The 20,463-nt window shown below is 71.3% G+C and carries 16 protein-coding genes and 2 rRNA genes (1 of these 18 running past the window's edge); 4 read left to right on the plus strand and 14 right to left on the minus strand.

All coding sequences use genetic code 11. The features are described from left to right. Nucleotides 1-40: 40 nt before the first annotated feature. Entirely contained in the window at nt 41-1,327 is a 1,287-nt protein-coding gene (gene aroA / locus SSMG_RS22085) for a 3-phosphoshikimate 1-carboxyvinyltransferase (protein ID WP_037714481.1), read from the plus strand. On the opposite strand, the gene SSMG_RS22090 is transcribed toward aroA, so the two are convergent. Then, complete coding sequence (locus SSMG_RS22090; protein WP_037717700.1) at nt 1,320-2,165, minus strand: alpha/beta fold hydrolase; 846 nt, start codon at nt 2,163-2,165, stop codon at nt 1,320-1,322. The two genes, aroA and SSMG_RS22090, sit on opposite strands and share 8 nt — an antisense overlap. Before the next feature lie 34 nt (nt 2,166-2,199). Further along, nucleotides 2,200-2,880: a GntR family transcriptional regulator gene (locus SSMG_RS22095; RefSeq protein WP_009079568.1), complete on the minus strand. Its 681-nt coding sequence runs from the start codon at nt 2,878-2,880 to the stop codon at nt 2,200-2,202. 134 nt (nt 2,881-3,014) lie between these two features. Here SSMG_RS22095 and SSMG_RS22100 point away from each other — a divergent pair, with 134 nt between their 5' ends. Next, nucleotides 3,015-4,442, plus strand: coding sequence for an NCS1 family nucleobase:cation symporter-1 (locus tag SSMG_RS22100; protein ID WP_037714483.1), 1,428 nt, complete (start codon nt 3,015-3,017; stop codon nt 4,440-4,442). Next, nucleotides 4,442-5,152 carry an aspartate/glutamate racemase family protein gene (locus SSMG_RS22105; protein ID WP_009079571.1) on the plus strand — a complete coding sequence of 237 codons (711 nt, stop codon included), beginning with the start codon at nt 4,442-4,444 and terminating at the stop codon, nt 5,150-5,152. The genes SSMG_RS22100 and SSMG_RS22105 overlap by 1 nt, the downstream gene beginning before the upstream one ends. A gap of 76 nt (nt 5,153-5,228) precedes the next feature. Here SSMG_RS22105 and SSMG_RS22110 read toward each other — a convergent pair whose 3' ends face one another. Beyond that, entirely contained in the window at nt 5,229-6,371 is a 1,143-nt protein-coding gene (locus SSMG_RS22110) for an acyltransferase (RefSeq protein WP_037714485.1), read from the minus strand. A 392-nt stretch (nt 6,372-6,763) separates the two neighbouring features. Between SSMG_RS22110 and SSMG_RS22115 the strand changes: the two genes are divergently transcribed. Continuing rightward, complete coding sequence (locus tag SSMG_RS22115; RefSeq protein ID WP_009079573.1) at nt 6,764-8,665, plus strand: glycosyl hydrolase family 18 protein; 1,902 nt, start codon at nt 6,764-6,766, stop codon at nt 8,663-8,665. A gap of 318 nt (nt 8,666-8,983) precedes the next feature. Here the strand turns inward: SSMG_RS22115 and SSMG_RS22120 are convergent, their stop codons facing one another. The 11 genes from SSMG_RS22120 to SSMG_RS22175 form a co-directional block, all read right to left on the minus strand. Next, entirely contained in the window at nt 8,984-9,931 is a 948-nt protein-coding gene (locus tag SSMG_RS22120) for a copper transporter (protein ID WP_009079574.1), read from the minus strand. Continuing rightward, entirely contained in the window at nt 9,928-11,112 is a 1,185-nt protein-coding gene (gene steA / locus SSMG_RS22125) for a putative cytokinetic ring protein SteA (protein WP_009079575.1), read from the minus strand. Before steA ends, SSMG_RS22120 begins: the two co-directional genes overlap by 4 nt. A 102-nt stretch (nt 11,113-11,214) precedes the next feature. After that, nucleotides 11,215-12,363, minus strand: a complete 1,149-nt coding sequence (locus SSMG_RS22130) for a DUF1266 domain-containing protein (RefSeq protein ID WP_037714487.1) — start codon at nt 12,361-12,363, stop codon at nt 11,215-11,217. Between the two features lie 10 nt (nt 12,364-12,373). Beyond that, nucleotides 12,374-14,146, minus strand: coding sequence for a DNA repair protein RecN (gene recN, locus SSMG_RS22135; protein WP_086024988.1), 1,773 nt, complete (start codon nt 14,144-14,146; stop codon nt 12,374-12,376). Between the two features lie 108 nt (nt 14,147-14,254). Continuing rightward, nucleotides 14,255-15,175 (minus strand): NAD kinase, encoded by a 921-nt coding sequence (locus tag SSMG_RS22140; protein WP_009079578.1) that lies wholly within the window; start codon nt 15,173-15,175, stop codon nt 14,255-14,257. Continuing rightward, nucleotides 15,172-15,999 (minus strand): TlyA family RNA methyltransferase, encoded by an 828-nt coding sequence (locus SSMG_RS22145; protein ID WP_009079579.1) that lies wholly within the window; start codon nt 15,997-15,999, stop codon nt 15,172-15,174. Before SSMG_RS22145 ends, SSMG_RS22140 begins: the two co-directional genes overlap by 4 nt. Next, on the minus strand, nt 15,996-16,202 hold the full coding sequence (locus SSMG_RS22150; RefSeq protein ID WP_009079580.1) for a hypothetical protein: 207 nt from the start codon (nt 16,200-16,202) through the stop codon (nt 15,996-15,998). The genes SSMG_RS22145 and SSMG_RS22150 overlap by 4 nt, the downstream gene beginning before the upstream one ends. 16 nt (nt 16,203-16,218) lie before the next feature. Next, entirely contained in the window at nt 16,219-17,196 is a 978-nt protein-coding gene (locus SSMG_RS22155; RefSeq protein ID WP_009079581.1) for an HAD-IIA family hydrolase, read from the minus strand. Continuing rightward, the gene (locus SSMG_RS46300; protein WP_199785954.1) at nt 17,189-19,744 is read right to left on the minus strand and encodes a hypothetical protein; all 2,556 of its coding nucleotides are present in this window, start codon (nt 19,742-19,744) and stop codon (nt 17,189-17,191) included. The genes SSMG_RS22155 and SSMG_RS46300 overlap by 8 nt, the downstream gene beginning before the upstream one ends. A gap of 210 nt (nt 19,745-19,954) precedes the next feature. After that, nucleotides 19,955-20,071 (minus strand): 5S ribosomal RNA (gene rrf / locus SSMG_RS22170). Nucleotides 20,072-20,155: 84 nt separating this feature from the next. Next, nucleotides 20,156-20,463 (minus strand): 23S ribosomal RNA (locus SSMG_RS22175); it runs 2,770 nt beyond the window's last position.

Consider the following 20,463-nt stretch of genomic DNA (forward strand, 5'->3'; position numbering starts at 1 on the left):
GGCGGAATCGGTTCGCCCGCGCCGCGCTAGGCTGCGCGGCGTGCCGAACCTCCGCGATGACCACTGGACCGCCCCGGTCGCGGGCGCCTCGCTGGACGCCGCGGTGCGCGTCCCCGGATCGAAGTCCATCACCAACCGGGCCTACGTCCTCGCCGCGCTCGCGGGCGCTCCCACCCGGGTGCGCCATCCGCTCGATTCGCGCGACACCCGCCTGATGCTGGCCGCGCTCGCCTCGCTGGGCGCGCTGTCCGAAGAGACCATCGACGGCTTCCTCGTCCACCCGCTCGGCACGATCGGCGGACGCGGCGACGAGACGACCGTCGCCCTCGGCAACGCCGGGACCGTCGCGCGCTTCACGCCCGCGCTCGCGACGCTCGGCGAGGCGTCGGTGCTGTTCGACGGCGACGAGGCGATCCGCCGCCGCCCGATCGGCCCGCTGCTGGCCGCGCTGCGCAAGCTCGGCGCGCGGATCGACGACGGCGGCCGCGACGCGCCGCCGTTCACCGTGCACGGCAGCGGCGGGCTGCGCGGCGGCCGGGTGGACCTCGATTCCTCGGCCTCCAGCCAGTTCCTGTCCGCGCTGCTGCTCGCCGGTCCGGCGTTCGAGCGGGGCGTGACCGTGCGGCTGGTCGGCGGCGCCCCGCCGAGCGAACCGCACATCGCGATGACGCTGGACATGCTGCGCCGGTTCGGGGCCACAGTGGAGCGTTCCGGCCCGGAATTCCATGTGGAGCCCGCGAAACTTTCCTGTCCCGAGTACGTCGTCGAACCGGACCTGTCCACCGCGGCCCCGTTCGTGGCCGCGGCGGTCGTCGGCGGCGGCACGGTCCGGGTGCACGGCTGGCCGAAGCAGACCACGCAGCCGGGCGACTGGCTGCGCGGCCTGGTCGCCGAACTGGGCGCGAAGGCGACGCTGGACGACGACGGCCTGGTCGTCACCGGCGGCGGCGCGTTCCCCGGCATCGATCTCGACCTGCACGAGGTCGGCGAGCTGACCCCGGTCATCGCGGCGATGCTGTGCTTCGCGGAGGGTCCGTCGAGCATCACCGGCGTCGCGCACCTGCGCGGCCACGAGACCGACCGGCTCACCGCGCTGGCCACCGAACTCTCCGGCCTGGGCGCGCGCGTCACCGAACTCGAGGACGGCTTGGAGATCACCCCGGCCCCGATGCACGGCGGCGTGTTCCGCACCTACGAGGACCACCGCCTGGTGATGGCCGCGGCGGTGCTGGGGCTGCGCGTGCCGGGCGTGCTGGTGGAAAACCCGGAGACGGTCGGCAAGACGTTCCCGAAGTTCGTCGAGACGTGGAGCGACGCGGTCAGCTGAGCAACCGGCGGATCTCCTCGGCCACCACCTCGGGCTCGGTGATCGGCACCAGATGCCCGGACTTCTCAGCGATCCGGTGCCGTCCGCCCGGCGAGACCCGTTGCGCGTGCGCGGGATTCGCCTCCGCGCGCACCGCAGCGTTCATCCCGTCCCCGGCGCGCCCGCCGGACACGACGGTGACTGGATAGTCGCCTGGCGCGGGCGGATTCGTCCGCCAGACCGCCAGCTCGTCGAGGAACGTCCGTGCCTGTTCGGTCTGGGTCCGCAACACCTGCGGAGTAAAGCCTTCGCGCAGCAGATCGCGCCGGACGTCCTCGGGAACCGCCCGCAGCATGGGGCGGTACAAGAACTTCAGCAGCCCCATCGCCGCGAGGACCCGGCCAGTACGCAGAAAAGCCCGTTCGGCACTGCGGAATCGGGGCGAGAACAGCACTTCCGCCGCTTCGTCGGTCGGGTCGACCAGCACTAACCCCGATATTCGAGCGGACGTCCGGGACGCGGCGAGCCGCACGATCGGTCCCCCGGCGCTGTGCCCGACGAGCACGTAGGGACCCGGCCCGAAATGGCTCAGCACGTCGACCAGGTCGCCGGCCATCCGGTCCAGCGTCCGCCCGGACGGATCCGGCGCGCTGCGGCCGAGCCCGGACCGGTCGTACACCACGGCCCGCGCGAATTCGCCGACCAGCGGCTGCACCAGTCCCCACGACGACCGGCTCGCGCCCGCCCCCGCTTCGAACACCACGGTCGGCGCGCGCTCCGGACCCGGCAGCACCATCGCGCACAGCCGTCGTCCGTCCTTTGTGGACACCCACTCCGGCTCGCCCTGCCCGTGCGCCACCCGCGACCCCTTCACCCGAAGTTAGGGCACCTTGCTATCCCGCCGGGCGCTCGTCCCGTTCGTCGTCCCCGAACAGGTCGCGCAAGGTCACCGCGCGATTGACCCGGACGTGCTCGGCGGCGTACTCGCGCGCCCGCTCCACGTCGCCGGACCCGATGGCGTCCACCAGGCGGCGGTGCTCGTCGAGCAGTTCGCCCCAGTGCTCGTTCTGGCTGGTCAGCCACCGCAGCTGGCCCTCGAGCGGATGCAGCATCGTGGTCAGCAGGCGGTTGCCCGCGATGGCGATGATCTCGTCGTGCAGCCTGCTGTTGACCTCGGAGATCCGCGCGCCGTCGCCGCCCTGGGTCACCCGCGCGGATTCGGCGAGCAACCGCTCCAGCCGCCGCATCTCCGGCTTCCCGGCCCGCTCCGCCGCGCGCGCGGCGGCGAGGCTCTCCAGCGCCTCCCGGACGTCGAACAGCTCCTCGACGTCCACCCGCGCCAGCTGCCGCACCACCACCCGCCGGGGCGAGGGCGCGACCACGAACCCCTCGGCTTCCAGGCTGCGGATCGCCTCGCGCACCGGCACCCGCGAGACCCCGAGATCGTCGGCCAGCTCGCGCTCGACCAGCCGGTCCCCCGGCTTCAGCCGCCCGGTCAGGATCCGCTCGCGCAGCTCGTCGAGCACCCGGGCGCGCGTCGCCGCGAGCGGCTGCCGCTCCTGGATGGCGCCCACCTGACCCCCTCTCGCCGACACCGGACAATCGCGAGTTTATCGGTAAGAGGGTTGACGCAGCAGCCGCGCGGGGCGATATTGGGATTCCAAGTTTGGGATCCCAAAGCTGCCGGCACGACGCCCGGAGGTCAGCGATGACGCACGCCCCGTCCACCGCAACCAGCGCGAACGTCCAGACGCAACCCGACCCCCGGCTGTGGAACGAGGACCTCGCGCCCGCCCAGGAACGGCGCTGGAAGGTGTACGACATCTTCGCGCTCTGGATGTCGGACGTGCACAACCTCGGCAACTACACCTTCGCCGCCGGGCTGTTCGTGCTCGGCCTTTCGGCCTGGCAGGTGTTCACCGCGCTGCTGTTCGGGTTCGTGATCATCTTCTTCGGGATGAACCTGATGGGCCGGATCGGGCAGCGCACCGGCGTCCCGTTCCCGGTGGTGGCGCGGATCAGCTTCGGCACGTTCGGCGCGAACCTCCCCGCGCTGATCCGCGCGGTGATCGCGATCTTCTGGTACGGCATCCAGACCTATCTCGCGAGCGTCGCCATCACGCTGCTGGTGCTGGCGATCGACCCCGGCCTGAAACCGTTGACCGAGCACAGTTTCCTCGGCCTGCACGCGCTCGGCTGGATGTGCTTCGTCGCGCTGTGGCTGGTGCAGGCGCTCGTGCTGACCCGCGGCATGGAGGCGGTGCGGAAGTTCCAGGACTGGTGCGGCCCGCTGATCTGGGTCGTGATGATCGCGCTCGCGGTCTGGATCCTCGCCGCGAGCCACTGGCACATCTCGTTCACCAGCAGCCCGCGGCAGCTGTCCGGCGGCGAGCAGGTGCGGCAGTGGTTCGGCGCGGCCGGGCTGATCCTGTCCACCTACGGCACGCTGATGCTCAACTTCTGCGACTTCTCCCGCAACGCCCCGGACCAGAAAACGGTGCGGCGCGGCAACTTCTGGGGCCTTCCGGTGAACTCGACGGCGTTCGCGCTGCTGTCGGTGATCGTCACCGCGGGCAGCCTGCAGGTGTTCGGCGAGGCGATCACCGACCCGGCCGAACTGCTCGCCCGCGTGCACAACACGCCGGTGCTGATCGTCGGCGCGCTCACCTTCGCCATCGCCACCATGGGCGTGAACATCGTCGCGAACTTCGTCTCCCCCGCCTACGACCTGGCCAACATCTGGCCCAAGCGGATCTCGTTCACCGTCGGCGGCATGATCAGCGCCGTCGCCGCGCTGTGCGTGCTGCCGTGGAAGCTCTACTCGTCGCCGGTGGTGGTCAACTACTTCCTCGGCGGGCTCGGCGCGTTCCTCGGCCCGCTGTTCGGGATCATGATCGTCGACTACTACCTGATCCGCCGCGGCAAGGTCGACGTCGAGCAGCTCTTCGTGCGCGACGGCAAGTACCCCAAGGTGAATCCGCGCGCGATGGCGGCCTTCTTCCCGTGCGCCGTGCTGTCCGCGGCGATCGCGCTGGTGCCGTTCTTCGCGCCGGCCGCGCCGTACTCGTGGTTCCTCGGCACCGCCAGCGCCGGAGTGCTCTACTACGCCGTTTCGTACCGCCAGCGGAGGGCTTGATGCGGATCCTCGTCACCAACTGCAACACCACCGAGGCCATGACGAAGGAGATCGAGACCGGGGCGCGGGCGGCGGCCGGCCCCGGCACCGAAATCATCGCCTTGACGCCGAAGTGGGGCCCGGAATCGGCCGAGGGCTGGCTGGACAGCTTCCTGTCCGCCGCGGCGGTGCTGGACCTGTTGCGCACCACCGAGGAACCGTTCGACGCGGTCGTCCTCGCCGGGTTCGGCGAGCACGGCCGCGAGGGCGCGCGGGAACTGCTGGACGTGCCCGTCGTCGACATCACCGAGGCCGCGGCGCATCTCGCCGGGCTGCTCGGCCGCCGGTACGGCGTGGTGACGACGCTGGACCGCACGTGCGGGCTGATCGAGGACAGCCTGCATTCGGCCGGGGTGGACCGGAACTGCGTCGCGGTCGTCGGCACCGGGCTGAGCGTGCTGGAGCTGCGCGACGAGGAACGGACCGAATCGGCCCTGCTCACCGCCGGTCTCCGGGCCCGCGACGCCGGGGCCGAGGTGCTGGTGCTCGGCTGCGCCGGGATGACCGGGCTGGACCGCAAGATGTCGGCGATGCTCGACGTGCCGGTGGTCGACGGCGTCGCGGCCGCGGTCCGGCTCGCGGAATCCCTGGTGGCGCTGGGATTGCGCACCAGCCGGGCCGGCTCCTACGCCCGTCCGCTCGACAAGCACCGCACCTGGCCCGGCGCCTGAAGCAGCTCCGCGGTCCGTGAAGGACTCCTTGAGGGAATCTGATTCCCTCAAGGAGTCCTTCACGGACCTTTGCCCCTCAGGCCGCCGCGCGCACCGGCACCCGGGCGCGCCCGGTCAGCGCCTTGCTCCACGGCAGCCGCCGCAGCACCTCGACGATCCCGAAGGTCAGCGCCACCGTCGCCGGGTACGCCACCAGGGTCGTCCACGGCGCGCCGTACCGGTCGCCGACGAAGACGAACAGCGGGTCCAGCAGCGCGATCGCGATCGGGTGGGTCAGGAACACCGCGAACGACCGGTTCACCGCCCACGACACGAACCGCCCGCCGCGCTGCCTGCTCTCCGCCCAGCGCGCGCCCGCCAGGTAGATCCCGGCGATCACCGCGACGAACCACGGGATCAGGTACGGGCGGAAGGCGTCCGACGCCATCTCCGGCCACTCGCCGAAGCGGACGCTCACGAAGTAGCCGGTTTCCGCGATCGCGAGCCCGGCCGCCATCGCGACCAGGACCCAGCGCGAATGCGTGCGCAGCCAGGCGTGCACCGCCTCGAAGTGCAGCGCCGCCGCGGCGCCGAGCAGCATGTAGAACTGGTAGACCACGAAGGTCGCGAAGAACTTGCTGACGAAGACGTAGCCCAGCGCGGCGGGCGGGTAGCTCATGAAGATCGCGACCCCGACCTGGACCGTGCCGGAGACCGCCAGCACGGTCCACGGACGGCGGCGGATCAGGTCGAACAGCTTGGCCAGCAGCGGGAACAGCAGGTACACCTGCAGGGTCACCAGCATGAAATACATGTGGTACCAGGCGTTCCCGGTCAGCAGGTCCAGTCCGAGCGTGCGCAGCTGCGCGCCGATCGACCCGAACGGCTGGTCCGAGGTGAGCACCGAATAACCCCGGTAGATGACAGTCCACACCACGTACGGGACCGCGACCAGCGGGAACCGCCTGCGCCAGAACTTCCCGGCCTTCAGCGGCCGGTCGCGGTACTGGAACACGAGCACGAACGCGGTCAGCGCGAAGAACGCTTCGCGGGTCAGGTGCAGCGGGGTCTGGATCGCGTCGGCGACGACGTCCTGCGGGAAGGTCGTGGAGCCGATCACGTGGATGAGGATGACCAAGGCGAACGTGACGACCCGGTACGCGTCGAGCTGACGCAGGTGCGGCGATCTGGCGGGCGCCGGCTCGTCCGCGCGGACGAGCGGGATCTCGGTAGTGGTCATCGTTCGGCCGTGCTCCCGGGGTCGTTGGCGCTCATGGTGCCAGGCTCTCGTGCGCAGCTGTGAACCACCCATGATCTTCCTGAGACCCGGCTGATGCCGCGCGAGCCGGATGTCGGGTCAGCCACACCCGGACGGGTGAACCGGACGCCCGCAGTGGTCCGGACCACTCGGCCCGCTTGGAACAGGCCGTTCGTCGGGCCTTTCCGGACACTTCACCACAAACCGCCCAGCCGCGGAAATTGGTCTAGTCCACAGTATTGACTCCGGCTGTGCCCTGGTTCACATTCGGAAGCGGGCCGGCCCCCGCTCCTGCAGTGATCACCCGACGTCCGACGCTCGCCGCGCATTCCGGTGCGGCGGGCGGACTTCGCTTGTGCGAGGGAGAAACGCTCATGCCCCACCGGACCTTGAGACCGCTGGCCGTGGCCTGCGCCGCCCTGGCCGCCGTGGTCGTGGCCGGTCTCACCATCCTGGCCCGGCCCGCCCCGGCCACCGCGACGCCCGCGCCCTCCTCGGGAGGCCTGCGCATCGCCTACTTCGACCAATGGAGCATCTACCAGAACGCCTACTACCTCAAGAACGTCGACAAGATCGCCGACAACATCGACTACCTGCTCTACGACTTCGAGAACATCGACCCGGCCAACCTCACCTGCTTCGAGACGACCAAGGCGACCACCCCCGACCCGGGCGGCGAGGACGACCCGAACGCGGGCGACGGCGCGGGCGACCAGTTCGCCGACTACCAGAAGTCGTTCGGCTCGGACATCAGCGTCGACGGCACCGCCGACACCTACAACATGCCGATCGTCGGCAACTTCCACCAGTTGCAGGAACTCAAGGCGCGGCACCCGAACCTGAAGGTGCTGCTGTCGCTCGGCGGCTGGACGTACTCGAAGTACTTCTCCGACGCGGCGGCGAGCGACGCCTCGCGCAAGAAGTTCGTGAGCTCCTGCATCGACATGTTCATCAAGGGCAACATCCCGGCCGCGGGCGGCTTCGGCGGCCCCGGCACCGCCGCCAACATCTTCGACGGGTTCGACATCGACTGGGAGTACCCGGCGCACCCCGGCGGCCACACGGGCAACCACTACAGCCCCAACGACACCCAGAACTTCACCTCGCTGCTCGCCGAGTTCCGCGGCCAGCTGGACGCTCTGGGCAAGCACTACGCGCTCTCGGCCGCCCTGCCCGGCGGCCAGGACAAGATCGCGAAGATCCAGACCGACAAGATCCACCAGTACATGGACTTCGCGGACCCGATGACCTACGACATGCACGGCGCGTGGGACAAGACCGGTCCGACGAACTTCCAGGACCCGCTGTACCCGTCGCCGAACGACCCGTCCCCGAACGTTCCGCCGGGCACCGAGAAGTACACCATCGACCAGGTGATGAAGGCGTACACGCAAGGAGATCCGGCGTACGGCATCCCCGGCGGGTTCCCGGCTTCGAAGCTCACCCTGGGCATCCCGTTCTACTACCGGGGCTGGACCGGCGTTCCGGCCGGCTCGAACCACGGGCTGTACCAGACGGCGACCGGCCCGTCCGCTCCGCATCCGCTGAGCGGCAACGTGCCCGGCGTCGCGATGTACAAGGAACTCACCGGCGTGGTGGACAACCCGGCGACCACGTTCTGGGACCCGACAACGCAATCCGCGTGGTTCTACGACGGGACGAGCTTCTACGGCGGATCGTCGAAACAGTCGATCAAGGCGCGCACCGACTACATCCATTGCAACGGCCTCGGCGGCGCGATGATGTTCTCGCTGTACGACCTCGACCCCGATTCGACGCTGTTCCACGCGGTGGTGGACGGGCTCGCCGCGCCGACGGAGGGCTGCTCCGGCCCGCCGCCGACCACCCCGACGACGCCCACCACGCCCACCACGCCTACCACTCCGACCACCCCCACGACGCCGACCACTCCGACGACCCCGACCACGCCCACCACTCCGACCACCCCGCCGGGCGGCCAGTGCACGGCGCCGGCCTGGGATTCGGGCAAGGTCTACAACGGCGGCGCGGTCGTGTCGTACAACAACCACACCTGGACGGCGAAGTGGTGGACGCAGGGCGAGCAGCCCGGCACCTCGGACGTCTGGTCGGACAACGGAGCCTGCTCCGGCGGCGGCGGGCCGACGACCGCGTGCCCGGCGGCGTGGAGCACCTCCCAGTCCTACAACGCCGGAGCGGTGGTGTCCTACAACGGCCACCGCTGGTCCGCCAAGTGGTGGACGCGAGGCGAAACGCCCGGCAGCGCAGCGGTCTGGGCGGACAACGGCACCTGCTGACCCCCGCGGCAGGCGCATGAATAACGGCGGCGGCACCGGGTTCCCTACCCCGAAGGGGCCCGGTGCCGCCGTTGTCCGCACCGGACACCGGCCCCGCGGCGAGCACCCAGGTCAGCCGCTGGCCGAGGATGCCCCGGCTCCCGCACTGTCATCCGGTCCGCGTTGTCCACATTGGACATCCGCGCATCACGCCGGACGTCCTCCCTGCTCGCCGCCCTCGCGGCAAGCACAAGCCGACGACGGCACCGGGTTTCCTCGCCCACGAAGGGAATCCGGCGCCGCCGCCGACTGTAGTGCGGGAGGCGGAAAGTCTCTCGTTCAGTTCCCCGAAGCGGCCACGCCCGGCGCGATCGCCTGCGCGTTGCCCGCGATGCCGTACCGCCCCGAACCGCCGTTCAGCTGTTCCTGCAGCGCCAGGATCGTCGCCACGCGCCCGGCCGCCGAATCCGCGTTGTCCACAGTGGACAGGATCGACGTCGCCGACGTGTCCGCGCGCACCACGCCGATCGGACCGGCGCCCTCGGCCGAGCCCGGGTCCCCGGCGAGCACCGTGCCCGCGCCGGAACGGTCCATCTGCGCGGCGAACCGCGCGATCGTGGCGGCCCGGTCGCCCGCGCCGTCGCCGGTCTCCTGGGCGCCGGTGAGCACGATCGCGAGCTGGGCGGGCTGCACGCCCTGGCTCTGCTTCACGAACCCGCCGTCGGTCAGCCCGCCGAGCGCGGCGGCGAGTTCGTCGCCGCTCGACTGCGGTTTCGCGCTGGCCTTGTCCAGCAGCAGCACCGAACCGAGCAGGGCGCCGGCGAGCGTGCCGGAGTCGCCCGCGGTCGGGAACTTCGCCCCGGCCGGCTGCAGCCTCGTGACGACGTCGCGCAGCTGGTCGGCCTTCGCCGGGTCGGTGAACGCGCTGGTGAGCTGCAGTTCGCCGGTCACCGAGGCGCCCGACTGGCCGACGAGCTTCTTGAGCGCGTCGCGGTCGGCCGGACGCGCGTCCTGCGTGGTGACGATGACGACGCTGCGCTTGTCGAGCGCGCCCGCGACGACCTTCGGGCCCATGGTCCCGGCGAAGGCGTCCGCGTCGGCCAGCCGCGCCTTGAGGTTGTTGCGCTGCGCCTCGAGGTCGGCGACCTGCGTGCCGAGGTCTTTCTTCTGGTCCGCGAGCCCGGACAGCAGCGAACCGTTGAGCGCGGTCGAGCCCAGCACCACGCCGACGGCCAGCGCCAGGAAGCACGCGGTGATGGAAACGATGTGGTACCGCAGGGAAATCACGTGAAGAGACCCTTCACCCAGGCGACGAACGTGGACCAGGTGTGCTGGATCCACTCGAGATAGACGGAGCCGACGTCGGAGACCAGCAGCGCGGCGATGACGACGACGATGGCGGCGAGCACGAGCAGCGCGACCGCGCCGAGCGACACCCGGGCCCGGTGCAGCGTCGCGACGGCCTTGCCGTCGACCAGCTTCGTGCCGAGCTTGAGCCGCGTGAGGAACGTGGACGGGTTCGACCCGGACCGGCCGTGGTCGAGGAATTCCCGCAGCGTGGCCTGGAACCCGACGGTGACCACGAGGCTCGCGCCGTGCGCGTCGGCCAGCAGCAGTGCGAGGTCCTCGGCGTTGCCGGACGCGGGGAAGGTGACCGCGCCGATGCCCAGGTCCTGGATCCGCTCGACGCCCGGCGCGTGCCCGTCCGGCTGCGCGGGGACGACGACCTCGCCGCCGCTGCGCAGCGTCGCGGTGCCGATCCCGGTCGGGTCGCCGACCATCACGTCCGGCTGGTAGCCCTGCGCGCGCAGGGTGTCCGCGCCGGCGTCGACGCCGATCAGCACCGGCCGGTGCTCGCCGATGTACTTCTTGAGCTTCTTGAGGTCCTCGGCGTGCCCGGTCCCCGCGGCGACGACCAGCACGTGCCGGTCGCGCACCGGGACCTTCAGCTCCGGCACGCCGACGCCGTCGAGGATCAGCGTCCGCTCGCGGCGCAGGAACTCGATCGTGTTGGCGGAGAAGGCTTCCAGCTGGGTCGACATCCCGGCCTTGGCCTCGATCATCTGGTCGGCGACGCTTTCCGCGGTCTGCTCGACCCCGGTCGCCAGCTGCCGCTCCCCCAGGTACACCGCGCCCTCGTGGACGCGCAGCTTCGTGCCGTCCTTGACGCTGCGCAGCAGGTCGCCGCCGACCGAGTCGACCAGCGGGATGCCCGCCGCCACGAGGATTTCCGGGCCGAGGTTGGGGAACCGGCCGGAAATCGACGGGGACGCGTTGACCACCGCGGCGACCTCGGCGGCGACCAGCGCGTCGGCCGTGGCGCGGTCGAGGTCGAGCTGGTCGAGCACGACGATGTCGCCTGCGCTGACCCGGCGCAGCAGCTCCCGCGTGCGCCGGTCGACCCGCGCGACACCGATGACGCCGGGGAGGGCTTCTTGGTTCCGCGCGAGAAGACCAGTGAGCTTCATGTGGCTGATGGTGACAAATTTGTGCGTGGGTGCGGAGCCGACGCGCCGAAGCGGACATGACTCGTTGTGGTGAGCCATGTCGCGCGCGGCGCCGGGCCGGGGTTAACTGTGCGGTCCGCCCGCTTCGAAATCCAAGGTCGACCAGGGGCTCGCGGGATCGTTCAGCAGCCGGTGGCGCACCCGCGCGGCCGAGACGTACTCCGGCCCGAATTCCTCGCCGTCGAGCGCGAGCAGCCTGCCGAGCACGTAGCCGGTGGACAGTTCCGCCCACGAACCGTGGTAGCGCCGGGCGATCGCGCCCGCCTCCAGCACCATCAGCTCCGCGGTGAGCGCGTCGCAGTAGCCGACCGCCAGCCCCCACCGCGCCAGTTCGACCGCGCGGCCGACGTCCCAGCCGATGATGCTGTCCACCACGCCGTCCGGCGCGAGCAGGCCGTCGGCGCGGAACCGCTGTTCGTACCGGACGATCCGACGCACCGCGTCGACGAGCGGCCCGGCCTGGTCCTCGGCGTCGTTGTCCGCGCACCACTGCCGGACCAGCTCGACCCAGCCGTAGACGTCCAGCGCGAGCCCGCTGCGGGCGCGCAGCACGAGCACGAGGTTTCCGGTGGTCAGCTGGTAGGAATCGCCGAGCAGCCGGTCCATCGCGGCCCGCCAGCCCTCCGCGTCCGCGACGCCCCACCAGTCGCGCAGGCCGCGGACCTCGGCGACGTAATCGTGGTAGCGCGCGTCGAGCACGTTCCACGGTTCGGCCGACAGCACCGCCTGGTGCGCGCCGCACGCGAGCGCGTGCGCGACCGGGCCGTCGAGAATTCCGTACCGCGCCGTGTAAAGCCGCTCGACCTGCTGCTCCACCGCGGTGACCCGGTGCGGGTTCGCGTCGACCCAGGGCAGCACGGCGGCCGCGCTCACCCGCCATTCGCCGAGCGTGCCGCGGTTGAACACGACCTGCTCGTCCGGCGCGAGACCGTGCGTGGCCCAGTCGAGGTCGCCGCTGAGAAACACCACGTCCGCGCCGAAATCCGGCAGCGCGCCGCGCGTGAACACCTGCAGCGAGGGTTCGCCGCCGTGCGCGCAGCAGACTTTCGCGGGCGTCCAGGTCCGCTCCTGCGCGAGCCGCTGCGCCTCGTCCCGGTGGATCGGCACGAACAGCTCCTCGTCGCCGAGGAGTTCGAGGAAGCGGTCGAGATCGTCCTCCCGCCGCGCGCGGGCGAGTTCGGCTTCGACGTCGGCCAGCGTGGCCCAGGTCATCGGATCCGCCTCAGCCCTTCTTCGCGCGCTTGCGCTTCGGACCCGCGTACTTCGCCTTGTCTTTTTCCGCGGTGGCAAGCAGTTCTTCGGCGTGCGCGCGGCCGGTTTCGGTGCCGTCCATGCCCGCGAGCATCCGTGCCAGCTCGCGCACGCGGTCGTCCTGGCCGAGCGTCTTCACGCCGCTGCGCGTGACGCCGCCGCTGGTTCCCTTGTCCACCACCAGATGCTGGTCGGCGAACGCGGCGACCTGCGGAAGGTGTGTAACCACCAGCACCTGGTGCGTGCGCGCGAGCCGGGCCAGCCGCCGTCCGATCTCCACCGCGGCCCGGCCGCCGACCCCGGCGTCGACCTCGTCGAACACCAGCGTCTGCACCGTGTCCGCGTGCGCCAGCACGACCTCGATCGCCAGCATCACTCGCGACAGCTCGCCGCCCGAGGCGGCCTTGTGCACCGGCAGCGGCGGCGCGCCGTTGTGCGCCCGCAGCAGCAGTTCCACTTCGTCGACGCCGTCCGGGCCTGCGTGCACCGCGTGCCCGTCGATCGCGAGCGCCTGCCGGTCGCCGTGCTCGGCCGGACGCTGTTCGACGGTGATCTCCAGTTCCGCCTGGCCCATCGCGAGGCCGGACAGCTCCTTGGTGATCGCCGTGGCCAGTTCCGCGGCCGCCTTGCCGCGCGCGGCGGAAACCTCGGTGGCGTGCGCGACCAGCTCCACGGCCAGCTCGTCGCGGCGCAAGGCCAGCGCCGCCAGCGCTTCCTCGGAGGTGTCCATCGATTCGAGCCGCCGCCGCGCGTCCTCGGCCCACGCCAGCACGCCGTCGACGTCCGCCGCGTACTTGCGGGTGAGCCGTTTGAGATCGGCCTGCCGCGCGAGCACCTTCTCCAGCAGTGCCGGGTCGGCGTCCAGGTTCTCGACGTAGCCGCCCAGTTCCGCGCCGACGTCGCTCAGCAGCGTGGAGGCTTCCTCGAGCCGCGGCACGAGGTCGCGCAGCACGGAGTCCTCCGCCGAAACCAGCCGCCGCACCGCCTCGCCGACCAGGCCGAGCGCGCCCGGGGCGTCCGGATCGCCGTCCTGCGCGCCGGACACCGCCGCGTGCGCCTCGGTGGCCATCGCGCGGAGTTCGTCGACCGCGGCGAGCCGTTTGATCTGCTCGGTGAGCTCGACGTCCTCGCCCGGTTCGGGCGCGACCGCGTCGATTTCGTTCAGCCCGTGTTTCAGCAGGTCCGCCTGCTGCGCCATCTCGCGGGAGCGGTTGGAGCGCTCGCTCAGCTCGGTGAGCACGGACAGCCATTCCTCGCGGACGCGGCGGTACTCCGCGAGCGGCCTGCCCACCGCGTCGCCGGCGAACCGGTCGATCACCGCCCGCTGCTCGGCCGGGCGCAGCAGCCGCAGCTGGTCGTTCTGCCCGTGCACGGCGATCACCTGCTCGGACAGCTCCGACAGCACCCCGACCGGCACCGACCGGCCGCCAAGGTGCGCCCGCGAGCGCCCGTCGGCCGCGACCGTGCGCAGCGCGATGACGCTGCCGTCCTCGTCCACGTCGGCCCCCGCGTCGGTGACGATGCGGGCGGCCGCGTCGTCCTTGCCCACGGTGAAGCGGCCCTCGACGAATGCCTTCAGCATCCCGTTCCGGACCTTCGACGCCTCGGCCCGTCCGCCCGAGAGCAGATGCAGCCCGGTGACGACCATGGTTTTGCCCGCACCCGTCTCACCGGTGACCACGGTGAAGCCCGCGTGCAGTTCCAGCAGGGCTTCCTCGATGACTCCGAGGCCCTGAATGCGCATCTCGGCCAGCACGACGCATACGGTAGCGGCCCGCACCGACGTTCTGTGCGTTCGAGGTCCGCTAACTCTTCTTTTCGCTGGTCGAACACTTGTGCGGGCGCGTCGCGCTCAGCGGTCTCCCGAGCGCCGGTCGCGCCAGCTGCGCACCGGCAGGCCGAACTTGTACACCAGCCGGTCGGTGAACACGCCGTCCCACAGCCGCACCAGCCGCACCGGCCGCGTGCCGCACACGACGCGCACCAGCGCGCCCGGCGGCAGGTCGAACGACCGGAGCCCGTCGCAGGTCAGCGCCGCTTTCGGGCCCTTCGGGTCGATGCCGACGGTGATCACCGACTCGGGCGAGACCACCAGCGGACGGGAGAACATCGCGTGCGCGTTGCTCGGCACCACGAGCAGCGCCTCGACGTCCGGCCACAGCACCGGCCCGCCCGCGGAGAACGCGTACGCGGTGGAGCCGGTCGGCGTCGCGCACAGCACGCCGTCGCAGCCGAAGGACGACACCGGACGGCCGTCGACCTCGATCAGCGCGTCGAGCACCCGCTCGCGGCTGAACTTCTCGACGCTGGCCTCGTTGAGCGCCCAGGTCCGGTAGATCTCCGCGCCGTCGGCGGTGACCGTGACGTCGACCGTCATCCGGTCCTCGACGTGGTACTCGCGGTCGACCACGCGCTGCACGGCGTCGGCGAGCGCGTCCGAATCCGCCTCGGCGAGGAAGCCGACGCGGCCGAGGTTCACGCCGAGCACCGGCACCTCGGCCGGACGGGCGAGTTCCGCCGCGCGCAGCAGGGTCCCGTCGCCGCCGAGCACGAACACGAGTTCGGCTCCCTCGGCCGGGTTGTGCTCGGGCGCGACCACGGTGCACGGCATGGCCATGCAGCCGTCCGGGTCGATCAGCCGGAGGACGTCCTCGTCGAGCACGCGCAGCCGGATCCCGGCCTTCGCGAACCGCTGGGACACCTCGCGGGCGGCCTCCCGGGTGGTGTCCCGGTCGGGGTGCACCACGAGGAGCACTTCACGTTCGGCGGTCACTGGGGTCCTTCCTGGACTGCGGCGCGCACGAGCGGTTCGGCCTCTTCGCTGCCCGCGTCTTCCGGCTCCGTTTTGCGGAGCCACACGAAGTATTCGACGTTCCCGGACGGACCGGGCAGCGGGCTCGCGACGACCCCGCGCAGCGACAGGCCGAGCTTCGCGGCTTCGGCGAGCACGCCCAGCACGGATTCGACGCGCAGTTCGGGATCGCGCACCACGCCGCCGCTGCCGAGCCGGTCCTTGCCGACCTCGAACTGCGGTTTGACCATCGGGACGAGATCCGCGCCGTCGCGCGCGCACGCGGCGAGCGCGGGCAGCACGAGTTTGAGCGAGATGAAGGAAAGGTCGCCGACGACGAGGTCGACCTGGCCGCCGAGGACGTCCGGCGTCAGGTTGCGGACGTTCGTGCGGTCGAGGACGACGACGCGGTCGTCGGTCTGCAGCTTCCAATCGAGCAGCCCGCGCCCGACGTCGGCGGCGATGACCTTCTCCGCGCCGTTTCGCAGCAACACATCCGTGAAGCCGCCGGTGGATGCGCCCGCGTCGAGACAGCGGCGACCTTCGACGGTCAGCCCCTCGGGACCGAAACGGTCAAGCGCGCCAAGGAGTTTGTGCGCGCCGCGCGACGCCCAGCCCGGGTCGTCCTCGTCCTTCACGACGATCGGCGCGTCGTTTTCCACGCCGGTGGCGGGTTTCGTGGCGACCATGCCGCGCACGGTGACCTTGCCGCCGGTGATCAGCGCGGAGGCTTGTTCGCGGGAGCGGGCGAGTCCGCGCCGCACGAGTTCCGCGTCGAGCCTGGCCCGTTTGGCCACGCCGGTCAGACCTTGTCGATGCTGGACAGGGCCACGGTCAGCTCGGTGTGCACGGCCTCGAACCGGTCCACGTGCTCGGCCGGCGGCAGCGTGTCGAGGTCGTCGAGCCCGGCGACGGCCTCGTCGATGCCCGCCCGCGGGTCAGTCTGCTGCGGGCCGGGTCCGGGGATCGGCGGGGGTCCGGGAACCGGCCGCGGAACGTTCGGGTGCACAGCCCCAAACTACCAGTCAGGCCAGTCCGAGCCCGGCTACTGCCGCCGCGGCCGCGTCGCCGTCCGCGCGCACCTGCGAGACTCCGGTGCGCCACGCCGAATCGCACAGCGCGCGCAGCAGGTCGAGCTTGTCCCCTTCGCCGCGCACAGTCAGCACGTCGCTTTCGCTGATCTCCCAGCCGGACTTCTTCCCGACGCGCAATTCGTCCACCGGCTGCGCGAGCGCGGTGAGGTCGTGGCCGAGATGGGTGGGCCGTTCCGCCGGAATCGCGGTGAGCAGCGTCGCCGGAGTCGCGATGCCGGTGAGCACGCACAGCGAGTCGAGCCCCGCCGCGACCGCACCCGCGATGTCGGTGTCGAGCCGGTCCCCGACCACCAGCGGACGCTTCGCTTTCGCCGACCGCGCGGCCGTCTCGAACAACAACGGCTGCGGCTTCCCCGCGACCACGGGCTCCGCGCCGGTAGCGATTTTGAGCGCCCCGACCATGGATCCGTTGCCCGGCATCAGCCCGCGTTCGGTGGGCAGCGTGCTGTCGGTGTTCGTGGCGACCCACAGGCCGCCCGCCCGGATCACGATGCTCGCCTCGGCGAGGTCCGCCCATCCGGTTTCCGGCGAATGTCCTTGCACCACCGCGGAAACGTCGTCGCCCGCGGTCCGCACCGGCTCCAGTCCCGCGGCGGAGACCTGGTCGCCGAGCGAGGCGGTGCCCACGATGAGCACCTTCGCCCCGACGGGCAGGCGGTCCTTGAGGAGCGCGGCGGCCGCCTGAGCGCTCGTGTGCACCTCTTCGGTGTCCGCGGAGATCCCGAGGTCCCGGAGGTGCTCCGCGACCGCCGACGGGGCCTTGGACGCGTTGTTGGTGACGAACCGGACCGCCGTGCCTTGCTCGCGCACGGCGGTCACGGTTTCCGCGGCGCCCTCGATCACCTGCGGCCCGTGGTACACGGTGCCGTCGAGATCGAACAGCAGCGCGTCGTAGACCACGTCAGTCATCCGTCTCGCTGGGCTCGCTGGGCTCGTTGGTCTCGGTCGCGTTCGCCTCGTTCGCCAGGTCGGCGGCCCGCTCGGCGGCGTCCGTCTCGTCCTCGGCGTCGGCCTCAGCCGCGTTGAGGAACCACTGGACGGCCTCTTCCTTGCGCCCGGCAGCCTCGAGGTTGTCGGCGTACGCGTAGAACAGGCGCGCGCTCCACGGGTCGCGCTTGCCCGCCTGGAGGTCCGGCCCCTGCAGGGACACGACCGCCGCGTCCAGCTGCCCGAGGTCGCGCCGCGCACCCGCCGCGACGATCGCCAGCTCGACCTGGGTCGACTTGGTGAGCCGCTCCTTGTCGGTCTCCTTGGCGAGGTCCAGGGCGCGCTCCGGACGGCCGAGCGCGCGCTCGGCGTCCGCGATGATCGCGATGTGCTCGTCGCTGCGCGTCATCCGCCGGACGGCGCGCAGTTCGGACAGCGCTTCCTGCCAGTCGCCCGCGTGGTACGCGACGAGCCCGAGCCCTTCGCGCACGATCGGCACCCGCGACGCCTTGGTCTTCGCGTACCGGGCGTGCTCGAGCGCGGCCTCCGGGTCGCTGTCGACGAGCCCGCCCGCGGCGACCAGATGCTTCCCGACGGTCTCCGCGAGCCCCTTCGGCAGGGTCCGCAGTTCCCGGCGGACTTCCTCGTCGAGGTCGGAGAACTCGATGTCCTCGGGCAGTTCCGGCGCTTCGAGCAGCCCGCGGGCGAGTGCCGCGTCCTGCTCCTCGAGGGTCACCGGGCGTTTGGCGCGGGGACGGTCGTCCCTGCGGTCGCGACGGTCGCCTCGGTTGTCCCGGCTGTCGCGATCGCCACGGTTGTCGCGGCTGGGCCGGTCGCTTCGCTCGCCGCGGCCGCCCCGGTCGTCGCGTTCCCGGCGGTCGCGCTGCTCGTCCCGGTCGCCGCGGTCCTGCGAGCTGTCCGCGTCGCGCTTGTCCTGGCCGTCAGCGGCCTCGACCCGGTCCCCCGCACCCGACTCCACGTCCACGGCATCCGAGCCCGCAGTCACCTCGTCGGCGACTGCGGTTTCCTCGACCGCGGCCGACGAGGTCTCGTCACGCCACTCCCGGAAACCTTCGTCCTGACGGTCCTTCCGGAACCCGCCCGAACGCTCGTCCCGGCGCTCCCCGCCAGCGCGGTCATCGCGACGGAAGCCACCGGACCGGTCGTCCCGACGGTCCCCGCGGTAGCCGCCTTCGCTCCGGTATCCACCGGAACGGTCGTCCCGACGGTCACCCCGGTAGCCGCCTTCGTCGCGCCGCTCGCCGCGGAAACCGCCCGACCGGTCGTCCCGACGGTTGTCACGAGATCCGCCGCGATCGTCCCGGCGGTAACCGCCCTCGTCCCGCCGTTCGTTGCGGAACCCGCCCGGACGGCTGTCCCGGCGCTCGTCGTCGCGGAACCCGCGGTCGTCGCGCCGGTTGCCGCCGGACCGGTCGTCCCGGAATCCGCCGGAACCCCGGTTCCCGCCACGGAATCCGCCTTCGCGGGGCCCGCGGTCGTCCCGGTCCCGGTACCCGCCCGGCTTGCCACCGCGGTCGTCCCGGTCCCGGTACCCGCCCGGCTTGCCACCGCGGTCGTCCCGGTCCCGGTACCCGCCCGGCTTGCCACCGCGGTCGTCCCGGTCCCGGTACCCGCCCGGCTTGCCACCGCGGTCGTCCCGATACCCACCGGGCTTGCCACCGCGGTCATCGCGGTACCCGCCCGGCTTGCCGCCACGGTCATCGCGGTACCCACCCGGCTTGCCGCCACGGTCATCGCGGTACCCACCGGGCTTGCCGCCACGGTCATCGCGGTAGCCGCCACGCGATTCGCCCGGCTTGCCGCCGCGATTGTCGCGGTCGCCGTAACCGCCGCGCCGGTCGTTGTCACGGAATCCGCCGGAACCAGCCGCCCCGTCGCGGAATCCGCCGCCTTGAGAGTCCTTGCCGCGATATCCGCCCGGACCGCGCCGGTCGTCGCCGCCCGAGTAACCGCCGCGGCGGTCGTCGCTGCCGCGCCGGTCGTCGTTCCAGCGCCCGCCGGACCGCTCCCCGTAAGAGGATTTGCCCTGCGGCCGCCCACCGCGATCGCCGTAGGACTTGCCTTCCGGACGTCCCGACCGGTCGCCGTACGATTTGCCGGGCCCGCCGGAGCGCTCCCCGTAGGAGCGGCCTTCCGAACGGTCGCCGTAGGACGAGCGTCCCTCGGGACGCCCGGAGCGATCGCCGTACGACTTGCCTTGCGGACGGTCGAACTCGCGCTTGCCGCGGGGGCGGAAGTCGCGGTCGTCGTCGCGTTTGCCGGCGTATCCGCGGTTCTCGCGGGGGCCGTCGCCGCGGTCGGGGCGGCCGGCGAACCCGCCGGATCCGCGCGCGCCGCGGTCGTCCCGACGGAGCCGGCCCTGGTGGCTGTCGCGCCCGCCGCGGTCCTGCCGCGCGCCGCGCCGGTCTCCCCGGGGCGCGTCGGACCGTCCGCCGCGGGAGTCCTGGTCGCGGCGAGCCGACCGACCGGACCCCTCATCCGCTGAGTCTCGTCGACCGAACTCGGACACCTGGCCTCCTGCCATAGACAACTCTGGAATTCTGAAGTAGGCCCTCGCACGAGGGCCGATTGACTATCCTACGGGCCCGTTCGGAGCAACCTCGCGCGGGCGGACCCTCAGCGGTCCCCGCGCGCTGCTTCGAGCGGATGCGAACATGAGTCTGGGCCCCGGGAGAACCACCAGGGGTTCTCGGACCGGGGCCCAGACCTATCAGGTTAAGTTCGGCGGTGTCCTACTCTCCCACAACCCTTCGGTTGCAGTACCATCGGCGCAGTCAGGCTTAGCTTCCGGGTTCGGAATGGGACCGGGCGTTTCCCTGACGCTAAAACCACCGAAACACTCCGAAACAACACACACCTGTCACTGTCGTGACAGCCGGTGTGGTGTTTCAGAACCGTAGAGTGGATGCGTAACATCTTTGTGGGCAAGTCCTCGGCCTATTAGTACCAGTCAACTCGACAACACATTACTGTGCTTCCATTTCTGGCCTATCAACCCAATCGTCTCTTGGGGGCCTTAACCCACATGGGGTGGGATACCTCATCTTGGAACAGGCTTCCCGCTTAGATGCCTTCAGCGGTTATCCCTTCCGAACATAGCCAACCAGCCATGCCACTGGCGTGACAACTGGCACACCAGAGGTCCGTCCGTCCCGGTCCTCTCGTACTAGGGACAGCCTTCCTCAAGTATCCTGCGCGCGCGGCGGGATAGGGACCGAACTGTCTCAC

This window comes from Streptomyces sp. AA4, assembly GCF_000158875.1.
In the GTDB taxonomy this organism is placed as follows: domain Bacteria; phylum Actinomycetota; class Actinomycetes; order Mycobacteriales; family Pseudonocardiaceae; genus Amycolatopsis.